Source organism: Ruegeria halocynthiae (genome assembly GCF_000743705.1).
Lineage (GTDB): Bacteria > Pseudomonadota > Alphaproteobacteria > Rhodobacterales > Rhodobacteraceae > Ruegeria > Ruegeria halocynthiae_B.
In genome coordinates, this window is record NZ_JQEZ01000002.1 from 24,907 (window position 1) to 43,739 (window position 18,833).

At 56.7% G+C, this 18,833-nt stretch carries 16 protein-coding genes and 2 pseudogenes; 12 read left to right on the forward strand and 6 right to left on the reverse strand.

Translation table 11 applies throughout. From position 1 onward, the window contains the following. The first annotated feature begins 188 nt into the window (after positions 1-188). The 6 genes from repC to JT51_RS06455 all read left to right on the forward strand — a co-directional run bounded on the left by repC (position 189) and on the right by JT51_RS06455 (position 5,419). The gene (gene repC / locus JT51_RS06430; RefSeq protein ID WP_051927442.1) at positions 189-1,406 is read left to right on the forward strand and encodes a plasmid replication protein RepC; all 1,218 of its coding nucleotides are present in this window, start codon (positions 189-191) and stop codon (positions 1,404-1,406) included. A gap of 257 nt (positions 1,407-1,663) precedes the next feature. Continuing rightward, complete coding sequence (locus JT51_RS06435) at positions 1,664-2,182, forward strand: DUF4178 domain-containing protein (RefSeq protein WP_235216127.1); 519 nt, start codon at positions 1,664-1,666, stop codon at positions 2,180-2,182. Continuing rightward, positions 2,179-3,480: a DUF4178 domain-containing protein gene (locus JT51_RS06440; protein WP_037309720.1), complete on the forward strand. Its 1,302-nt coding sequence runs from the start codon at positions 2,179-2,181 to the stop codon at positions 3,478-3,480. The genes JT51_RS06435 and JT51_RS06440 overlap by 4 nt, the downstream gene beginning before the upstream one ends. Position 3,481: 1 nt before the next feature. Then, the gene (locus tag JT51_RS22085) at positions 3,482-3,646 is read left to right on the forward strand and encodes a hypothetical protein (protein ID WP_037309723.1); all 165 of its coding nucleotides are present in this window, start codon (positions 3,482-3,484) and stop codon (positions 3,644-3,646) included. Positions 3,647-3,656: 10 nt separating this feature from the next. Continuing rightward, the gene (locus JT51_RS06450) at positions 3,657-3,881 is read left to right on the forward strand and encodes a DUF350 domain-containing protein (RefSeq protein ID WP_037309726.1); all 225 of its coding nucleotides are present in this window, start codon (positions 3,657-3,659) and stop codon (positions 3,879-3,881) included. Beyond that, a complete protein-coding gene (locus tag JT51_RS06455) occupies positions 3,878-5,419 on the forward strand; it encodes a polyamine aminopropyltransferase (protein WP_037309729.1) in 1,542 nt (513 codons plus the stop codon). Before JT51_RS06450 ends, JT51_RS06455 begins: the two co-directional genes overlap by 4 nt. On the opposite strand, the gene speD is transcribed toward JT51_RS06455, so the two are convergent. Further along, positions 5,366-5,773, reverse strand: a complete 408-nt coding sequence (gene speD, locus JT51_RS06460) for an adenosylmethionine decarboxylase (protein ID WP_200876072.1) — start codon at positions 5,771-5,773, stop codon at positions 5,366-5,368. The two genes, JT51_RS06455 and speD, sit on opposite strands and share 54 nt — an antisense overlap. 216 nt (positions 5,774-5,989) lie before the next feature. Here speD and JT51_RS22200 point away from each other — a divergent pair. Together JT51_RS22200 and JT51_RS22205 are read left to right on the forward strand one after the other, a co-directional pair. Next, positions 5,990-6,223, forward strand: a pseudogene (locus JT51_RS22200) (transposase); the annotation flags it as partial. Next, positions 6,221-6,565 carry a GNAT family N-acetyltransferase gene (locus JT51_RS22205; RefSeq protein ID WP_268745982.1) on the forward strand — a complete coding sequence of 115 codons (345 nt, stop codon included), beginning with the start codon at positions 6,221-6,223 and terminating at the stop codon, positions 6,563-6,565. The pseudogene JT51_RS22200 and the gene JT51_RS22205, both read left to right, overlap by 3 nt. A gap of 549 nt (positions 6,566-7,114) precedes the next feature. Here JT51_RS22205 and JT51_RS21200 read toward each other — a convergent pair. Then, entirely contained in the window at positions 7,115-10,027 is a 2,913-nt protein-coding gene (locus tag JT51_RS21200; RefSeq protein ID WP_051927444.1) for an autotransporter outer membrane beta-barrel domain-containing protein, read from the reverse strand. 54 nt (positions 10,028-10,081) lie between these two features. Beyond that, positions 10,082-11,212 carry a TIGR03032 family protein gene (locus tag JT51_RS06475; protein WP_235216128.1) on the reverse strand — a complete coding sequence of 377 codons (1,131 nt, stop codon included), beginning with the start codon at positions 11,210-11,212 and terminating at the stop codon, positions 10,082-10,084. Positions 11,213-11,412: 200 nt separating this feature from the next. Between JT51_RS06475 and JT51_RS06480 the strand changes: the two genes are divergently transcribed. Next, on the forward strand, positions 11,413-12,141 hold the full coding sequence (locus JT51_RS06480; RefSeq protein ID WP_037309731.1) for a hypothetical protein: 729 nt from the start codon (positions 11,413-11,415) through the stop codon (positions 12,139-12,141). Positions 12,142-12,751: 610 nt separating this feature from the next. On the opposite strand, the gene JT51_RS06490 is transcribed toward JT51_RS06480, so the two are convergent. From JT51_RS06490 to JT51_RS06500, 3 genes and pseudogenes are all read right to left on the reverse strand, one after another. Beyond that, entirely contained in the window at positions 12,752-14,215 is a 1,464-nt protein-coding gene (locus JT51_RS06490; RefSeq protein ID WP_037309745.1) for a DUF1963 domain-containing protein, read from the reverse strand. Positions 14,216-14,797: 582 nt separating this feature from the next. After that, positions 14,798-15,589 (reverse strand): annotated as a pseudogene (locus tag JT51_RS06495) (IS110 family transposase); the annotation flags it as partial. Between the two features lie 71 nt (positions 15,590-15,660). Then, positions 15,661-17,012 (reverse strand): IS3 family transposase gene (locus JT51_RS06500; RefSeq protein WP_419177300.1). Its coding sequence is split into 2 segments (ribosomal slippage): positions 15,661-16,674 and positions 16,677-17,012, totalling 1,350 coding nucleotides; the frame shifts between segments, so codons are not numbered across the junction. Between the two features lie 472 nt (positions 17,013-17,484). On the opposite strand from JT51_RS06500, the gene JT51_RS21965 reads away from it, so the two are divergent. The 3 genes from JT51_RS21965 to JT51_RS06515 all read left to right on the forward strand — a co-directional run bounded on the left by JT51_RS21965 (position 17,485) and on the right by JT51_RS06515 (position 18,757). Beyond that, positions 17,485-17,625 carry a hypothetical protein gene (locus JT51_RS21965; RefSeq protein WP_160175172.1) on the forward strand — a complete coding sequence of 47 codons (141 nt, stop codon included), beginning with the start codon at positions 17,485-17,487 and terminating at the stop codon, positions 17,623-17,625. 211 nt (positions 17,626-17,836) lie between these two features. Then, a complete protein-coding gene (locus JT51_RS06510; protein ID WP_037309749.1) occupies positions 17,837-18,259 on the forward strand; it encodes a DUF2852 domain-containing protein in 423 nt (140 codons plus the stop codon). Between the two features lie 66 nt (positions 18,260-18,325). Then, positions 18,326-18,757, forward strand: a complete 432-nt coding sequence (locus JT51_RS06515) for an RDD family protein (RefSeq protein WP_037309750.1) — start codon at positions 18,326-18,328, stop codon at positions 18,755-18,757. Positions 18,758-18,833: the final 76 nt, after the last annotated feature.

Below are 18,833 nucleotides of genomic sequence, written 5' to 3' on the forward strand. Positions count from 1 at the left end.
CTTTCCTGATGTCGAATGCCTCTAGGGGGTGATACCGGATTGTTATGGCAGAGCTACGGGGTCTACCGATCCGATCCACAAAGAGGACCTGATAGTTACTAGGTCGTGTTGACAAAAAGTGATTCACTGCGCCCGCCGATCGTGATTCAAGCCGGTATCTGCGATGGAGACCGGCTTGGCACAGTGCGATGCCGTCTGGGGAGGGCGGCAACCATCCCATCTACCGGAATCTACCCCCCTTTGGGCGGCGGCCGGTGACGGCTGGTCTGATCGAACAGGCAATGACGCTGCAGACTGCGCCTGAGATCTCACATATCGACAAATGGGAGCTGCTGCGTGATCTGTGCACTGCCCGCCACACCTTTGAGGTGACGGACCGGGATCTTGCAGTGCTGAATGCGCTGGTCTCATTCCATCCCAACGCGGCGCTGTCGGATAATGACAGTTTGATCGTGTTCCCCTCGAACGCGGCGCTGTCCGAACGTGCCCATGGCATGGCCGAGAGCACGCTGCGCCGGCATCTGGCCGCACTGGTGCGCGCGGGGCTGATTGCCCGCCATGACAGCCCCAATGGCAAACGCTATGCCCGTCGCGACGCGGATGGCGAGATCGCCCGCGCCTTTGGCTTTGATCTGCGCCCCCTGCTGCACGGTGCCGTACAGATCACCCAGGCCGCCCAACAGGCCCGCGCCGATCACGCCCGTCTGGTCGCCGCGCGCGAGAAGCTTTCGCTGCTCAAACGCGACGCGTTGAAACTGGCGCTGTATGGTCAGGAAAATGACTTGCCCGGCGACTGGGAGGCACTGTTGGCAGCACTGCTGATCGTTCACAAGCAGATGCGTCGCAAACTTTGCCTGGAAGACCTGCTGGATCTGGAGACGCAAACTGCAAATATCCTTGGGGATATCCAATCATTACTTGCAATGAAAACAGAAGAATTGATCGGCAATGACAGCGAAACTGAGCGGCAGTATCAGAATTCAAAACCAGATACTCCTGAATCTGAACTTTGCCCAGAAAGGGACAAGGGCGAAACCAACGGCAACGCAGAACCTGACCCGGACCGCCCCTTGCCACGGGTGCCATTGGCGCTGATCCTCAAGGCTTGTCCCGACATCCTGCCCTACTGCGAGCGTGATCCGCGTGAGTGGCGCGATCTGGTGGTGGCCGCCAGCTATGTGCGCGGAATGATGGGGATCAGTCCCCCTGCCTGGCATGAAGCGCAGGAATTGATGGGCCCAGAAACCGCTGCTGTTACGGTCGCCTGCATCCTGCAACCGTTCGGTGACATCAACAGCCCCGGCGGCTATTTGCGGGCGCTTGCGGGTAAAGCAGCTCTGGGGGCGTTTTCGCCTGGACCTATGGTCATGGCCTTGCTGAACGGATCCGGCCGGGCGGCGGCTTGAGTTGACAACTGTCAACTCTGATCCAGCCGTGCGACCGCAGCTTGCCTGAGTCGGTTTCAGTCCTGCACGATATGGCGGCGATGAAGTTGACATCTGTCAACCGACTGGATTTCGGCACAATCGCAGCTTGAACTTTTTGCACCAGTGGGCGACTTGAAAGCATGGAGAATTTGAACTGCCCAAATTGCGGCACGGACTGTCCGATTTTATTGAAGGTGGTCAAGGTTTTGGCCTGCCCGTCTTGCGGTACGACTCTGATGATCAATGACGCGCATGTCACACTGGCGGGAGAACAGGGCGTCATGCATGGCGCACCGCTGTTGTTCGGGATTGGCGATCAGGTGGTGCTAGGTCAGACTTCGACCCGAATTCTGGGACATGCGCGGTATTCTTATGGCCGCGGCTTCTGGGATGAATTTTGCGGGATCGACGGGGCAGGGGCCACGTGCTGGATTTCGGTCGATGAAGGCGACATCGTCCGGCAGGTCCGGTTAACGGACCAGAATGCCCCCCGCTTTGCGCCCCCGCTCAAACTCGGTGAAACGCTGGAGTTCGACTCGGCCAGGTTCACCGTAATCGAGGTGGAAACAGCCGAATGCTTGGCCCTGCGCGGCCAGTTCGACGAGATGGTGCAGGTTGGTGAGCGGCATGAGTTCGTGAGCGCCTCAGCTAGGGATGAATACCTGCTGTCCGGAGAGTTCTGGGACGGAAACGCGCTTTGGTTTTATGGCCAGTGGTACGACCCGTTCCATGTGAAGGTTGACCAGGCGCAATGACCAGAAACCCCGAACTGTTGTCGATCAACTGCACCTCATGCGGTGCCGGGCTGGATGTTCTGGGCGGTGGCCGTGTGGTGGTGCAGATCTGCCCCTATTGCGGCGCCGAGCTGGACGCCTTGGACAATTACAGGACCCTGCGCCAATTCGATGGGCTGGAGCGACCGAAATCCCCCTTGGCGATTGGTATGCAGGGCACTCTGTTTGGGGCAGAGTTCACCATCATTGGCCTTGTCGAACATACCGAACGGTGGCGCGGACGGGTTTATAAATGGATTGACCATCAGCTGTTTTCGCCAACTCATGGCTATGCGTGGCTGACCTTGGAAAACGGGCATCTGGTGTTCTCGCGGCGATATCGCGGGCCGGGATGGATATCGGAACGACGGGTCGAGACATCGGAACATCCTCCGACCACTACGTCTGGGGGCGAAGCCTATCGGTACTATGAAACGACGACCAGCGCGGTCACTTATGTCGAGGGAGAGTTTACCTGGCGTCCGACACTGGGCGAAAAGACAGTCACAATATCAGCGATGTCAAACGGCGCGATGCTTGGGTTTTCACAAACTGGATCTGAACGAGAAACCTATCGGTCGGTGTATGTGCCCAAAGCGGATGCTGAGGCGGCCTTTGGTGTCTCGCTGGACCTGAAACCTTATCGCACGCATCCGCTGCAACCTTTTATTAAGGGGCGTAACTATGACTTCCTGGTGTTTGCATCCCTGGTCTTTTGCGTGCTGTGTCTGGTTATGGCGATGGCGTTTACCTCGCGATCTGGGCAGCCGGTCTTGATGAACCATCAGATCAGCGCGGCCCGGCTTCCTGCAGAAATTGAAATCCCGCTGAAGGCGGACAGCAAGCTTACCCAAATTTCATTCCAGAGTGATGTAGAGAACAGTTGGATATATTTGGACATTGAGCTGATTGACCCAGAAGGTCAGCCCGTGTTCGAGGCCGGACGTACAATCGAGTTCTATTCGGGCCGTGATGCGGATGGGAACTGGCGTGAAGGGTCCAGATTTGCCGACCTGTCATTTCGCCCGGAAAAAACCGGCACTTATACGCTCGCGTTGGACGTGCCTGAGCAGGGTCTTTGGCAGGGCCGCGGCGTTGGGCGCGTGCCGAACAAGCCGTTTAATCAGATTAGAATCAATGCCCAAACCGGGCTGTCCAGCGGGTTGTGGTTGTTTGGGCTCGGCGGGCTGTTTGGGCTCTTGTTCCTGTTCCATGCAGGGCGTCAATGGCTGCATCAGCGCGCGCGCTGGTCAGGGACGGATTGGGTAGACGAGGATTGATATGAACCTGTTCAGAATCGTCTTCCTGATCCTTTCGACCACCGCAGTTGCTGCCACGGGCTATGTCGCGTGGCAAGGCTATGGCGGCGAAAGCCGGGACTTGGACACATCGGTGCGCGTCGGCAGTGGCGGCGGCGGGTATTATCGAGCAAATCGCGTAAAATAGTGAGGAATCAATGGATTACATAGCAGCAATTCAGATTGCGGAGATCATAAGCACGATCTTCTATACGGTTCTGGGCGTCTTTCTGATGTGGTGCGTCTGGAAGGTGATCGACTGGATGACGCCGTTTTCAATCGTGCGCGAGATCGAAAAGGATCAGAATGTTGCGCTGGCGATCCTGATAGGGCTGCTGTTTGTGGCGGTGTCGATCATCATCGCGGCTGTCATCCTGTCATGACCACCATCCGCGCGGTCGAGGCACGCGCCGCGTGGTTGCTGGCGGCGACCTTTCTGGTGGCCGTGGCCGGGCTGATCTACGAGCTGATCGCAGCGACCCTGTCCAGCTACCTGCTGGGGGATTCCGTGCGCCAGTTCTCATTGGTGATCGGCATATTTCTGGCAGCGATGGGGGTAGGGGCCTGGTTGTCCCGTTTCGTTACGAATGCCTTCCCGGGTTTTGTCTGGGCACAGATCCTTCTGGGCATCGTGGGCGGCTTCATGGCGCCGGTTCTGTTTCTGAACTACGCTTGGATGGGGCAGGTGGCACTGCCGCTTTATTCCGCGCTGATCGCTATCGGCATCTTGTCCGGCATGGAAATCCCGCTGATCGCGCGGGTTCTGGAAGAGATCGGCGCGCTGAAGTTCCGTTTTGAAAACGTGCTGAGCGTTGATTATGTCGGCGCACTGGTCGCCTCGCTGGCGTTTCCGCTGCTGGTGATCCCGCATCTGGGGCTGATGTCCGCCAGCCTAGCCTTTGGTGGGCTGAACCTTGCGGTGGCCGGGCTGTCGTTGCTGGTGTTTCGCGATCGGGCCACGCGCACGCAGGTTGGGGTCTGGGCGATTGCGTTTGTCGCAACCATGGTGGCGCTGTGGCAGTCCGAACGGCTGGTGTCCGTGACCGAGGCAGAGCTGTTTGAGGACGATGTTATCCTGTCCGAGGCCACGCCTTACCAGCAGATCACCATTACCCGGTACCGCGACCGGGTGCGCCTGTTTCTGGATCACTCCATTCAGTTCGATTCACTGGACGAACATCGCTATCATGAACCTCTGGTACATCCCGCCATGGCAATGGCCCCCCGTCGTGCGGATGTCCTTGTGCTGGGCGGCGGCGACGGCATGGCCGTGCGTGAAGTGCTGCGATACCCGCAGGTTAAAACCGTGACGTTGGTGGATCTCGACCCGCGTGTGACCGGGATTTTCCGGGACCATCCTGAATTGTCCGGGCTGAACGACGGGGCGCTGCGCGATCCGCGTATGACGGTTGTCAACGACGACGCCTGGAAATTTCTGGAACGCGATACGCGCAGCTATGACGTTGTCATCATCGACCTGCCGGACCCAAAATCCATCGCGCTGTCACGGCTCTATACAAGACAATTCTACGGGTTGCTTGTCGAACGGCTGAGCGGGCAGGGGGTGTTTGTGACACAGGCCGGATCACCGTTTTTTGCCCGTCAGGCATTCTGGTCGGTGGTCGAAACGATTGAAGCCAGTCGCAATCCGCAGCAGCCGGGGCAGGGGATGCACACGGTTCCCTATCATAGCTATGTGCCCAGTTTTGGTGAATGGGGGTTCGTTCTGGCGTCATTTGAACCGCTCTCGGATCGGGACATCCAGTTGCCGGAGGGGCTGAGGTTTCTCGACGACGATGTCTGGCGCGCTTCGCAGGTCTTTGGCATGGATACCGACCGGATCGCGGCCCGGCCCAACACGCTGCAATCACATGCCTTGCTCGGATACTACCTGGACGGCTGGGACTACTGGTTCCGCTGATCCGCGGTCAATGCGTTTGATCGCAATGCGGGTTGGGCGCAGCTGATCCCTCAGGTAGGAGGCGGCCTTGTCCGGGCACGCGCTGCCACACATGAAGATATCGATGGCGGCATATCCCGTCTCGGGCCAGGAATGGATCGAGATATGGGACTCGGCCAGCAACAGCACTCCGGTTACGCCGCCATGCCCGCCGAATTTGTGGAAACTACCGGACAGGATGGTCGCCCCGGCGGCCCGTGCTGCGCCTCTCAAAGCGTGTTCGATCTTTGCTGGGTCGGTCAGCGCATCGCTGCCGTAGTGATCGATCAGAAGATGTGTGCCCGAGGCGGCGAAACCGATATCCATGATGGGCATTTACTGGCAACTGAGTTGATTTGAAAGACCAGCTGTTTGGTTCGGCGTCCGAGGGATTGGAGGGCCTGTAAGCTTACTTGGATCAAACGCTGAGTTTCCGCGCCAGCAACACATTGCTTTTCAACAGATTGGGCTTATTTTGTTGAAGAAGTCTCTGTTGCTTTGGAACAAGTCATTTGATTCACTCGTTATTGTAGGATGAGGAGGGATTTGACGATGATGGGTGTTCAAGATGCTCCGGCACGGTTGTTTTACGACTTTGATCTAGAGGCACATGTCCCTGCCAACCATATTTTGCGGGAGATCGATCGGTTTCTCGATATCAGCATGATCCGTCATCAGCTTGCACCGCATTACAGTCACCTTGGTCGCCCATCGATTGACCCGGAACTGATTATTCGGATGCTGGTTGTCGGTTACGTTTTAGGCATCCGATCTGAGCGGCGGCTGGGCTTTGGGTACTGGGTTGTTCAATCCAAAGCCGACGGTGACTTCCTGGGCGAGGTTGGCCTTGCGGACTACCATCGTGATACGGAACCAACTTTGGACGGAAGGCCAGAAGCCGGGTGGGTGCTCAAAGCTTGCGCACATGGCAAAGGCTATGCAACCGAAGCCGTTACAGCGATGATGCATTGGGCTGACAAGGCGCTCTCTTGCACGCATACTGCGGCGATGTTCGACCCGACTTATTCAGCTTCCATTAACGTCGCAAAAAAAGTCGGTTTCGAGAATGAAATTTTAGGTCGTTATGGAGATCAAGAGGCACTGTTCATGGAGAGAACCCGACAATAGTCGATTTCTACGCCAGCAGACGCTAGTGGACGATCAATTTTGGGTCGGTTTGTTCGAGAAATTCACGTTCATCGCTTAGAAGTCGAATTCCTGCATTCCGACCAAAGCTGCCGAATGCACCTGCAGCGCCCAAGTTACGCGGCAATGACGTCTGTGGGTGGCTCCTGCACCTTCAACTTTTTCGCTGCAAGCGCACGCAGCAAGAATAATGCTGCACAAGCTCAAAATCCGGCGCTGCTAGGCAGCGACAAATCCGGCCATTTGTATATGGCGCAGCAAGATTGCACGCATCATTCACGGATCGCTCAACAGCCGGACCGACGCCGCTGTGGCGAATGCACGTGGGGAAAGGCAGAAACGATGCTCGCAACTTCAGCGATACAAATCCGACAGCGCAGTAAATTTCCCGGTTCCAGTTATTCAATCATGCCAAAAACTGGATGCGGACCCTGGTTTAAACCAATTGTGCGGATAGGGGTTTGTTCTCTGCAATGCACTTAAGAATGCCAACCTGCCCTATGAGACCAGGCTGACCTTCTGTTTCTGGCCTTAGAAACGGAATTCGAGGCCGATGTTTCCGCCAAAGGTATAGTCGCCTGAACCGCTGCCCAGGCCGGTCTCGCCGCTGACCTCACCATAGAGGGTGGTTCTGCCTGAAAGCGCCACATGCCCGCCCAGCGTCAGGCCGGCGGTGTTTCTGCCGCGCTCGGTCAGAACAGTACTCTGGCCAAACGCCACGGCGGTATTGTTGTCGAAGGCGTGGTAATAGTCGACCTGACCGAACAGAACGGAATTGCCGGTGAACTCATGCTCGGCGCGCAAACCCAGACGGGCTGTCAGAGTATTCCCGTCCACCAGAGAACCGGTTTGTCCGCCTCCCGCAAGGTCGGTGACATCATCAGTGTTAATATCGCTGTACATCAGCTGCGCATGAGGCACCAATGTCAGACCGTTTTGCAAGATGAACGGTTTGCCAACCTCAACGGACAGCCCGTACCCATCGCTGTTGGTATCCACCGCGTTCCCGCCATTGGGGCGGGTTGTGCTGTCGAAGTACGCGTAGCGAAGCTGCCCGTCGACATAAAGCTGACTGTTCGCGATCCACAGCGCGCTGAGCGTGGCGTCATAGGCATCGGTGCTGATGTCAGCACTGGTCAGCGAAGTCTTCACATCGGTGGACAGGCTGCTGATCCCGAACTCAAGCCCGCCGATCAATTTACCACCGGCAATCTCGGCCAGTGGTAAACCGGCACCAAAGCGCAAACCGCCGCTGTTGGTTTCAACGTCGCGGTCATCGACGGTGTAGCTATCGCGCTGACCTTCCGCCTGCACCCAGACAATAGGCCGCGTTGTGGAGGTCAGCTCGTTCAAGGCCCGGCTGACGGTATTGGCCTCGGACGAACCGCGCTGTGTTGCGCCCATGATCCGACCCAGCGCCGAGCCAAAGGTCAACTGGTCACTGAATTGCTGCACGCCTGCCGCAAGGAAGGCGCCGCCCGGGTTGCGGTTAACCGTACCGCCAGTGCCGCCGACATCTGGCTTGGGGTTGTCGAACGGTGACAGGAAAAATTCGCCCTCGTCCGCATCGTATTCCAACAAATAAGCGATATCGCCGTCACTGATCGCCTGCGCACCGTCATTGGTGACGAAATCGGCATTGACCAGCTGGAAATCGCTTGCGGTGCTGGACCCCGAGACGGTGACCAGCGTGAAGGTCTGTGCGGTATCCACCGTGCTGCCGGCTTTGGTCACCTGCAGGCCCTGGCTGGCCCCGGCGCTGTCGCCGGTCACGAAGACCTGATCATTGGTGCCGTCGGTCAGGTTGACGTCCAGCCCGATGGTGCCACTGCCCGACAGGTCAGCACCAAAGGTCAGCCGGTCGCCGGTCGCTCCGTCTGCGGTCGAGATCAGGCCATTATTCAGAACGCTCTGGCTTAGGGTAACATTGCCCAGCCCGGCGGCACCAGCCAGAAACTGACCGGTTGCATTCACCTGCAAGTCACCGTCAAAGGTGAAATCGGCATTTTGCGCGGTTATGGCCGCGCCGCTGTCGATCAGCACCGAGTTGAACCCCGTGGCGGCAGCACTGTTCAGGGTCAGATTGCCGCCGTCACTGGCGGTCAGGGTTTCAAAGTTCGTGAACAGGCTGTTGTTGAATGTGCCGGTGAAGCCCGAGAAAGTCAGGGCATCTTCGGTGCCAGTGCCGCCATCAAACAGGGTTGCGGCGCTGATATCGGCACCGCCTTCCACCGTCAGCGCGTCCTTGCCGTCGTTCAAACGGACAGCACCCGCAACGGACGACCCGGTCATCAGCGTCACCCGACTGTCACCAGCGTTGTTTGAAATTGCTTCGCCCGAGGTCGCTGAAACGGATGCGCCGTCCTGCAACTTGATCTCCGTCATCCCGCCAGTCTGGGATTGAGTATAGATTCCATAGCCGCTCCCTCCCTGTACGGTGCCGGACACGGTAATCGTTGCCGGGCCCGCACCGGCAAATTTACTGGTTTCAATACCTGTCCGGCCACCGGCAATTGTACCAGTCGTAGTGACCGCAATGTCAGCACCGCCGACGGTCCTGGCAAGAATGCCGGTTGAGCTGGAACTTGTCCCTTGAACATTGTTGGCGGTGATCGTCAATGCGCCCCTACCCAGATGCCTTGCGTCAATACCACGGCTACTCCCCGCGACTGTACCCGACGTCGTGATCGACATGGTGGTACTGTTAGAATTGTAGCTGTCCGCATCAATGCCGACGGAACCATAGCCAACAACATCGTTTACCATGATCGTCATCGATCCGGGGCCTCCCTGATGGGCGTCGATGCCATCCCCTTGACCGGTAACTGTTCCGGACGCCGTGATTGAAACGGACGTAGTGTTGCCGTTGCCGTCTGCATAGATACCGTAATTGCTAGTCCCGGTGACGTTGTTTACATTGATTGCTAGCGCACCCGCCCCGTTGTTACGCGCCCAGACACCGTCTCGGCCGATGACCGCGCCATTTGTTGTAATCGTTGTCCCGGCTGTACTGACCGTCAAAACCCCATTCCCAGTTACTGACCTGATTGTCGAATTGTTCGTGTCCGTGATCGTAATGCTGTCAGCCGTTACTTCAACGGCATTGCCAGAGGATACATCCAAGCCGAACTCTGACGTGGTGGTGGCGTTAATCGAACCGCCACCCGGAGGGACAGTTCCGCCAACCGTGGTGTCCATTCCCGGAGCAGCCGCACCCGAACACACAAAGTTGGTCCCGTCCGAGGTGGTACAGCTACCCGCCTGCGCCGTACCACCGCCAAAGGTCAGGGCTGCGCCAATTGCCGCGGCGGACACGCCGGACAGCACCCGACCGAGCGCTGGTGCAAAACTGGCGGCCTGCCCCTTGTGCTTTGTCATCCGGCCCCCACGCAGCAGCGCGGTTTCATAGTGCGGTCGGATCGGTCCACTATTGATCATTTTCATAAATTCCGTCCCTAATTTTAATTGTTTGGAGGGTTAGGTTTTGCCGGTTGGGGGTCACGCCGACCGGGGCACTGTGATCAGTGTCGCCGCCTCGGACGTGCCGGGGGCGATGGCCAGCGGGCACAGATGGCCGGGTAACAACTCAAGGTCATAAAGCTCTGCCACCGCGCCATCGATCCGCAGCCAGTCGACGCAGGTGCCGGTCTCAAGATCGATGATCTGGATGCCGCACCACGGGGAGCTGTAGGTTTCCGCCAGTCTTGCGTCCAGTTCCAGCCCCTCGAACCGCTCATAGCGCGGCTTGGACAGGCCAACGAAGGCGAACCGGCCATGCAGCGCCAGCCCGCGTGCAAAGCCCGGACAAAAGACGCGCGGCACAAAGCGGCCCTTGCCGTCACTGCTGAATTCCACCTCGCCCAGTTCCCCGCGGCCCGAATTCAGCACCCACAACCGCCCGTCATGCAGGCGCGGGGAATGGGGCATCGACAGGCCTTCGCAGACGACTTCGTCGGTCTCGACATCAATGACGATGCCGCCATCAGCACGCCGGTCGCGCCAGCCGTCGATCGTATCCGACCGGCTGACGGCGGTGACGTAGCGCGGTCGCCCGTCCTGCATCGCCAGCCCGTTCAGATGGCAGCGGTCCTCATCCACCAGCGCCGAGATGAACGGCGGGCGCCAGACCTCACGAAAACTGTGGCGCGGGTCGGGGGTGGCCAGGCAGTTGTAGCGGGTGTTGACGAATATCGACCGCCCATCCGCATCGATACCCAGATCGTGCAGGTCCAGCCGCCCAGTAAACTCGCTTTGCCGTGGCATGAAACCGGCGTCAAACAGACCGTTCATCCGCTCGTGCGGCTCCAGCACGTTCTGCAGGTGCAGGATTTGGTCATCGGCAGACAGCGACAACCCATGCGGCCCGTGCCGGTGCAGTCCCATGGGGCGCGGGAACGCCATCTGATGAATGTTGATCCCGGCATCCGGTTTGACACCAATCAGGTACAAAAGCCCCGACTGATACGAAGAGAATGCCAACGACAGACCCAACCCGTTCAACCGTGCCGCAAGCCCGGGTGATACGGAATAGTCGACTTCTGTGCCTGCCTCGGTCTCTGCCTTTGTGGGAGGCACATCTTTCGGAGTATCGTCTTTGCCTGTCTGAGGCATGTTCGTTGTCGTGTTCATGAAGTTTTGTTGACCGATAGAGCTGTGAAAAGGCAAAGCCTCTTCGCCCGCAGAAATTCTGCGGTTTTTCCTTGAGTTACGCGTTTTCCTGAATATTCTTCAGACCCTGACAGAATAGCGTAGGTGACTTCTTCTGGTCCATGTGTGAAGATTCACATATGCCGGTACGGGTTCAGCGTTGAGGCAACGGCATCTGAGGCATGACGGAAGAAGTACTTTTGATGGCGCGCATTCGCGATCTGCCAAATTTGCAGGATAAGATCGCACTCTTCGCGCAGTACCTACGGGATGAACACCAGTACACTGCCCTCAGCTATGGCTGTGTCCTGAACGAAAATGATCAGGTCGATGGCCTGCACTATCTGCAAGATGGCATTCCTCAGGAGTGGTTGGAAATTTACCATCGCTGCGGGTATCAGGCCTATGACAGTGGTCTGCGACATGTGTTTTCTGGGCACAGTGTTTTGCTCAAAAGCCAAACCTATCGGATGGCGCGTGACCGGCAGTTGCACGGGCCGGAACTGTCTGCGGCACTGCAATCGAATGAATTCTTTAAGTCAGGCTTCTGTTTTCGCGTTGGTCAAGTTGCGGTGCCGACAGGAATAGCACTCCACTCCAAAACATTGGAGGATCGGCAGCACGACCAATATTTCGCGCGTCACGAGCTGTTTCTCACGGAACTTTGCCGCCAGTTTGATACTGCAGTATCCTGGGGTGATTCCATCATCGACAAAACCGGGCTAACCGAGCAAAATCTGCGCGTCCTGCGCGTTTTGGCCAAAGGCAACCGCAAGGCCGAAATGTTAGAGGAGCTTGGGATGCAGAGCTACACGTCCATAGCTACCCATATGGCAAGGGTGCGCAAACTATTGCAGGTTTCGACTGACAACCAAGCTCTCCGCCGCGCCGCAGCTCTGGCATTGATTTAGCCGGCTGGCAGGGACGGGTAGACAGCGAAATTTCGGTTTGGGAATGCCCGTGCCATAGCCGTTTGAATGGCCGCTTTCGCGAGGCCCGCTGCAACGCAATACGTTTACTCTTCGCGAACAAAGCGGTTGGCACAATTTTTGCGGCATGAGCACATTGTCGGCCTTGATGCGCGCTTCGATGGTTCCGGCACCATGCGGCGAATGCTCGGATTGAATTTGGCAGAAGTGTAGCAAGTTCAATGAACGGTTCGACGACCCAGGCTGCGTTGCAGCAACATACGCGCCGCAGGTGCGGGCGGATGCTGCGCGAGCAACAGCTGCGACTGCAAAAGGCGGCAAAGTCCGCGGACTCCCAGTTCGTCGCGTTCCTGATTTTGCGCTTGCAGCGAAAGTCGGCTCTGACGGGCCGCACCGCAGCGCTCGAATGGACAAGTGAATGTCTCTTTTAGGGCCGCCCTCAACGGTCAAGAGAAGTCGTATGGGGAAATTCCGCATTGGCTCCGACAATCGCGACGAATTGATTTTGACGAGCGCTGAGCGACTAACAACAGCAAGTTTTTTGAAACCCGATCAATGTAACACTACACAGGCAAACTTCACCTGGCTGTTCTCAGTTGAGAATATCACCCCAGGCTTTATCCCAGCGGCCAGCCTTCATGTCTTTTGGGTCAATGAACATACCAAAGCTTGCGACATCGCCAAACATCCAGCCCACAAGGTCACTTGACGAGACCTCCAGAAGAAAAGCAGGATTGCGAGCGCGCGAGTAGATAAAGCCGTTATGCACCGGGCCTCCCATCGTGGCGTACTGGTGTTCTTGGTCAAAACGCCAGAGCCTTTCATAGCGCGCGCGTGTTGCGTCGGATATTCGATCAGGGTGCATACGCATGGCCTCCTGCAGCTGCATCTCGAAGACATCTCTGCTGACAGGGCGCGCCCAAAATTCATCAATCACGGAGTGAGACTTCCATTCGATCCCGCTGTCGGTTCTTTTGAGCTGGCGAACTTTAATCTCGTCGAGTTCGGCAATCAAAGCGTCCGTCGCGCCAGTGTCCAGTGCACCGTCCGGTCTTGCCAAAAGCCTGTTGTAGACGTCCTCCAGCGCGGAGACGGCCGCATCGCGCGTTGCACATTCCTGCTGATCGTTCGTAAGGCTCAACCGCATTTTCGCCTGGTCCTCTGCGTTTTCACTCTTTTGCAGATTGCGTTCTGAGCGCTCGGTGCGCCGGCCCAAACTTCTCAACGCCTGATGTTGACCTGACAGCAGGCTGGCAACAAAGCCACGGGCGCTGATGATATCGAACGGGCGATACATCAAAGATCGAGGATCATAATCTTCCTGAATGGCAAAGCGCTGGTTGTCATCGGACTTGACCGAGCGTCTTGTCTCCGTCGACCCCTCGTGGCGCCGGATGGCCACCGGAAAGCGCGGAGGATGTGGCGCAACAGGGAAGCCCATTGCTGCCAGCGCCTCCCGCGCTTTGTCACCACTGGTACCGAAGTAGAAAGAGTGGGGCACGTCCGGCCAGTCACGCGACGCGAGAGAGCCGGTCAGGTGAAAGACGCGGGAGTCATCGTCGACACGCCCTTCTGACGGCATGAAAAAAGCCAGCCAGCCATCGCGTGGCCCCAAACCGCCCCAGATACCCTCAGGCAGTTCATCAAGTGCGATTTGAGCAACAAACAGCATCGGGAGGCCATTGACCTGCGGCCATTCCATATCTTCAGGCAGCATTGGGGCACCCCCAATCCAACTGCGGCTTCGCTCTTTGGCTCCGGGCAGCAACGGAACTAATTTCGCGGGCGCGGCATGGTGCGCCAAATCGCCCGGCTCGTGCGCCAGAACGGCCAGATTTTGTTCTATGACACCGGCGAGAAATGTTTTAGCCTCTTTGGCTTCAGGAGTGTCCTCAGACCGCCTCGCGGGCCTTCGAGTACTGCCCTGCATGCCCATCAGGTCGTACATCGGATGACCGCGTCGTGGCCGGAAAACAAGCGCCAAAATCACGAGCGGTAGGCTTTGCTGGACCAGCGTCCAGTTCCGCGGTGTTCCTTGAATACCGAAGATCATCATTGTTATGCCTACAAGCCCTACAATAGGCGCAACATATTGGACGAGTTGAAAAATGCGCTGCAAAATTAACACCTGATCGCTGATACTATACGGCACCCTATTTTCAACTGAAGGGTGAAATCCAGCGACTAACCAATCCTCCGAGGATGCCTGTTGTACATATGTCAAATGAGAACGGACTTTTGCCCGGTACTCCGCTGCTTAGCATGCGACGATCTCGTGCTTTGATCCGCGCAAGATGAGTTCGAGAGGCTTCTGGCTTAGCTTGTGTAATGAACGGCAGCTTTGGCGCGCTGCATTGCAATATCTACAGACCGGAAGGAATGACATCTGTGGGTGGCTCCTGCATTGCAAGAACTTTTTGGTGATGTTTGCGGGTATTTTCGTCAGTACTGTCGTCTGTCCGGCCTGTTTGCGTGGTGGCATTGCCGCCACTGGCCCTGATGAATTCCGCGAGCGAGGTTCCAATCGGCTCATCGACCTCTGAGGGCCGCTGCCATTGCCGGAGTGTCCTTGCTCTTGGTTGACTTACTTCCGCATCATCACTTCAACGTCTTGCATCTCGTGGGGCAACTGGCGCAGTCAGAACGCCGGCTGCCGGTATTCCTGTTTCTTTGTGAGCATCGCCCAGATGGCCCGCGCCGCTTTGTTAGCCATAGCGGTTGTTGCCAGCCGGAACGGCTTGTCGACGATGATCTTGGCTGTCCACAGATCGACCTTTTCTGGTGATCGCTTTGCCATGACAGCGCGCGACGTCATGCCCACGACCAACAGCTTGCGAATGTAGCGATCACCCTGCTTCGTGATCTTGCCCAGACGTTTCTTGCCGCCGCTGGACTTGTTGAGCGGGGTGAGTCCGAGCCAGGCCGCCAGATCGCGTCCGGTCCGGAACTGTTTTGCATCGCCAATCGTTGCGACAATCGCTGAGGCCGTGATTGGCCCAATTCCAGGCATGCGCATCAATCGGCGTGCGTCTGCATTCAGCAGAGCATGTTGCTTAATCATCTTGGAATAGCCGTCGATACGTTCATTCAAACCAATCAATTGATAGCATTGGATACCGAGCATGCCGTTCGCGATCTCCGGCATGTCTGGTTGGTCGCCATCCAGGTGGCGCTTTGCAAAAGCCGTCACTGCTTCGATCCCAATGGGCAAGATATGCCCAAACTCACGCAAAAGGCTGCGGATCATGTTGGCTAGTTGGGTGCGCTGCCGGACGGCCAGATCTCGTGTCCGGTGAATTGAGAGGATAGCTTGCTGCTCTTCGGTTTTGATCTCGACAAACCGCATAGTTGGTCGACGGACCGCTTCACAAATTGCCTCGGCATCAACGGCGTCGTTCTTGCCGCGCTTCACGTAGGGTTTGACGTATTGTCCGTCGTCATATAAAATGGGACATCAGAGCGGCTTGATTATTGGAGGCTCTGGTTCGTTAACGTGATTGATTATGCGGCTTGTTTTTGATGTTGCAAGCGGCGTTGTTGGATTGTCAGCTTCTTGATCTTTGCCCTTTCTCTGATGATGGCTTTGTCACGCCCGAAGTAGACGTCTGCCGGTGTGACGTTGTTCAGGCTCTCGTGGTATCGCTCGTTATTGTAGTAATCGACGAAAGCCTCGATCTGACGTTCCAGATCGCCGGGCAGGTAGTAGTTTTCCAGCAGAACCCGGTTCTTCATGGTTTGATGCCAACGCTCGATCTTGCCCTGGGTTTGCGGGTGGAACGGAGCGCCGCGAACATGGCCCATCTTTTGGTCTTCCAGCCATTCGGCCAAATCGCCGGAGATGTAACAGGACCCATTGTCACTCAGCAGGCGTGGCTTGTGCCGAACGATGGCCTGGTCGCATCCAGATGCCGCCAGAGCCAGTTCGATTGTGTCAGTCACGTCTTCGGCCCGCATGTTTGTGCAGAGCTTCCAGGCAACGATATAGCGGCTGAAATCGTCCAGGATCGTGCTGAGATAAAACCAGCCCCAGCCGATGATCTTGAAGTAAGTGAAGGCGGTCTGCCACATCTCGTTGATGGCGGTGGTTTTATCCGTGAACTCGTCGGCTGCTTTGATCACGACGTAGTCTGGTGCGGTAATCAGATCAGCTTCCTTCAAAAATCGATAAGCAGATGATTCAGAARTAAAATACCGCTTTTCGTCGGTGTATTGGACCGCCAGCTCCCGTGTCGTTAACACCTCATGTTCCAACGCAAACTCGATCAGATCATCCCGCCTAGCTTGTGGAATGCGGTTCCAGACAGACTTTGGGCAAGGTGAGCGATCCGCCAGGGCATCAAAGCCGCCTTCGACATAGCGATCATACCAACGATAAAATGTCGTGCGGGGGATGCCCAGCATGTCCAGGGTCTGCTTGGTGGGCAGATGGGACCCCTCAACGGTGCGGATGATCTCCAGTTTCTCAGAGGCAGGGTATCTCATTCCTCGAACTCCCCAGCCCCTGTCATGCTTTTTTTGAGCAGGCGGTTTTCAAGGGTCAGATCGGCGACGCATTCCTTCAGTGCCGTCGCCTCGGATCGAAGCTCCTTCACTTCAGGCGACGTCGCTTGCCGGGCTGTATCGCCAGACAGACGGCGTTTCCCGGCTTCGAGGAACTCCTTTGACCAGCTGTAATACAGGCTCTCAGAAATGCCCTCGCGCCGACACAGTGCCGAGATGCTTTCCTCACCACGAAGACCCGCCAAAACAATGCGGATCTTCTCCTCCGCCGAATAGGTTTGCCGCGTCTTGCGGCGGATGGTTTTGACCAACTTGGTAGCCGAAGCTTTGCTGGTTCCGGATTTCTTGTTCATCTTCACTCCTTGACGGTTACGATGAACCAGAAATCCTCCGTTGTTCAAATCCTCAAATCTGTCCCACAGGTGCTGACGTCAAACATGACAAGACTGGGTTGTCCTCCCCAATTTCCGGTCTCGCCTACTTGGGCGCGATCTTGGGCTATATGGATGGGTATCGAGAGGCTTCGGGCGTTCCGATGACCACAGAAGAGTTTAAAAACGATGTACTCCAGCGGTGTGTAAATTTGCCCAACATACCGTTTAAAACGTCGATTGAATCGGCCGCTTCGGACCCGGCTTAAACACTTTGCACCCATTGACCGAAGGCCCTGCAAGAATGTCTGTCTGGCCCAACAGCATCCCTTACGATCTCGAATGCGAGATGTAAGCGCGTCCTGCGTCGGACTGGGAGTCCGCCCTACGTGCGTGGGCCAAAACCCACACACTGCGCCTGAAGGTGCAATGGTTTGCGGAACTGAAAAAAACGATGGCAGAGCTGGATAGCTATCGTTTTACGGCTGCGCCGCAGGATCGTTGGCTGCCGATCAAAGAATGGATGGAAGCCCAAGGCGTCCCTGCCCCGCCCAATCTGCCAACTCGCCCGGAGCTGGGCGGGCCGATGTACTAGTACTCAACCTTAAACCGGGTTGCTGCAAACATCCGCGTCAAAGTTTGAAAGAAATCGTGGCGCGCTACACGGAAGGTGCGCCCGTTCCGGGGCAAGGTCAACCGCTGCAATTTCGAAATGTAAATCATTTTCACATTGACCTCTTGCATCCACCGAAAACCACCCCATCTAGACAATGTGAACACAATTTACATCAACCCGGAGAACCCAAATGACCGCACTGTCCGACCACGCCGTCCCTGAAAATCCGGGATGGCTCTATCGTGCCGAAGCCTGGCTTGACGACAAGGGCAAAGGGGCCTGGATCGCCGCCATGATCCTTGGCTTCATCTTTTTCTGGCCCGTCGGCCTGGCCTTTCTGGCCTATATGATCTGGAGCAAACGCATGTTCAGCAAATCCTGCAGCCGCCGCAAATCCTGGCACAGCCACATGAGCGCGATGAAGCCGTCAGGCAACAGCGCCTTTGATGCCTACAAATCCGATACCATTGCCCGGCTTGAACGCGAGCAACAGGATTTCGAGGCCTTTATGCGCCGTCTGCGCGACGCCAAGGACAAGGCCGAGTTTGACCAGTTCATGGACGAACGCGCCCGCGAAAACAACGATGATGCTGAAAACGGCGACCGCGCCTGATCCGAACTTGCCCTGTCCCGCCTGTTGGGACAGGGTCATTCCCGTATATTACCCGGATTAAACCACATGACCCACCTGCCCGATCCAAACAGCCAACCCGAATTTTACCAATCTGTTTCAATGAAACGGTTTATCGCCTGGCTTTTTGACATCGCCTTTATCTCTCTGCTGTGTACCGCGGCGCTCTTGCTGACCTTGGGCATGGGCTTTTTCATTCTGGCCCTGATCTATGCGGTCATCAGCTTCATTTACCGCGTTGTCACCATTTCAAACGGCTCTGCCACTTTGGGCATGCGCTTTATGGGCATTGAACTGCGCGATGCGTTTGGGGCCAGAATGGATACCGGCAAGGCCGTGGCGCATACCGCCGGGTACTTTGTCAGCATGGCTTTTCCGGTTTTGCAGATCATATCGGTCATCATGATGATGACCAGCGCACGCTGTCAGGGCCTGACCGACACATTCCTTGGGACTGTGATGATCAATCGACGGGCCTGAAAAATCAGCGGCGTGAATCACTTGGCGGCCCAAGGAACCATTGTTATCATCTGGTTTCAGGAAACACGGGACTTTC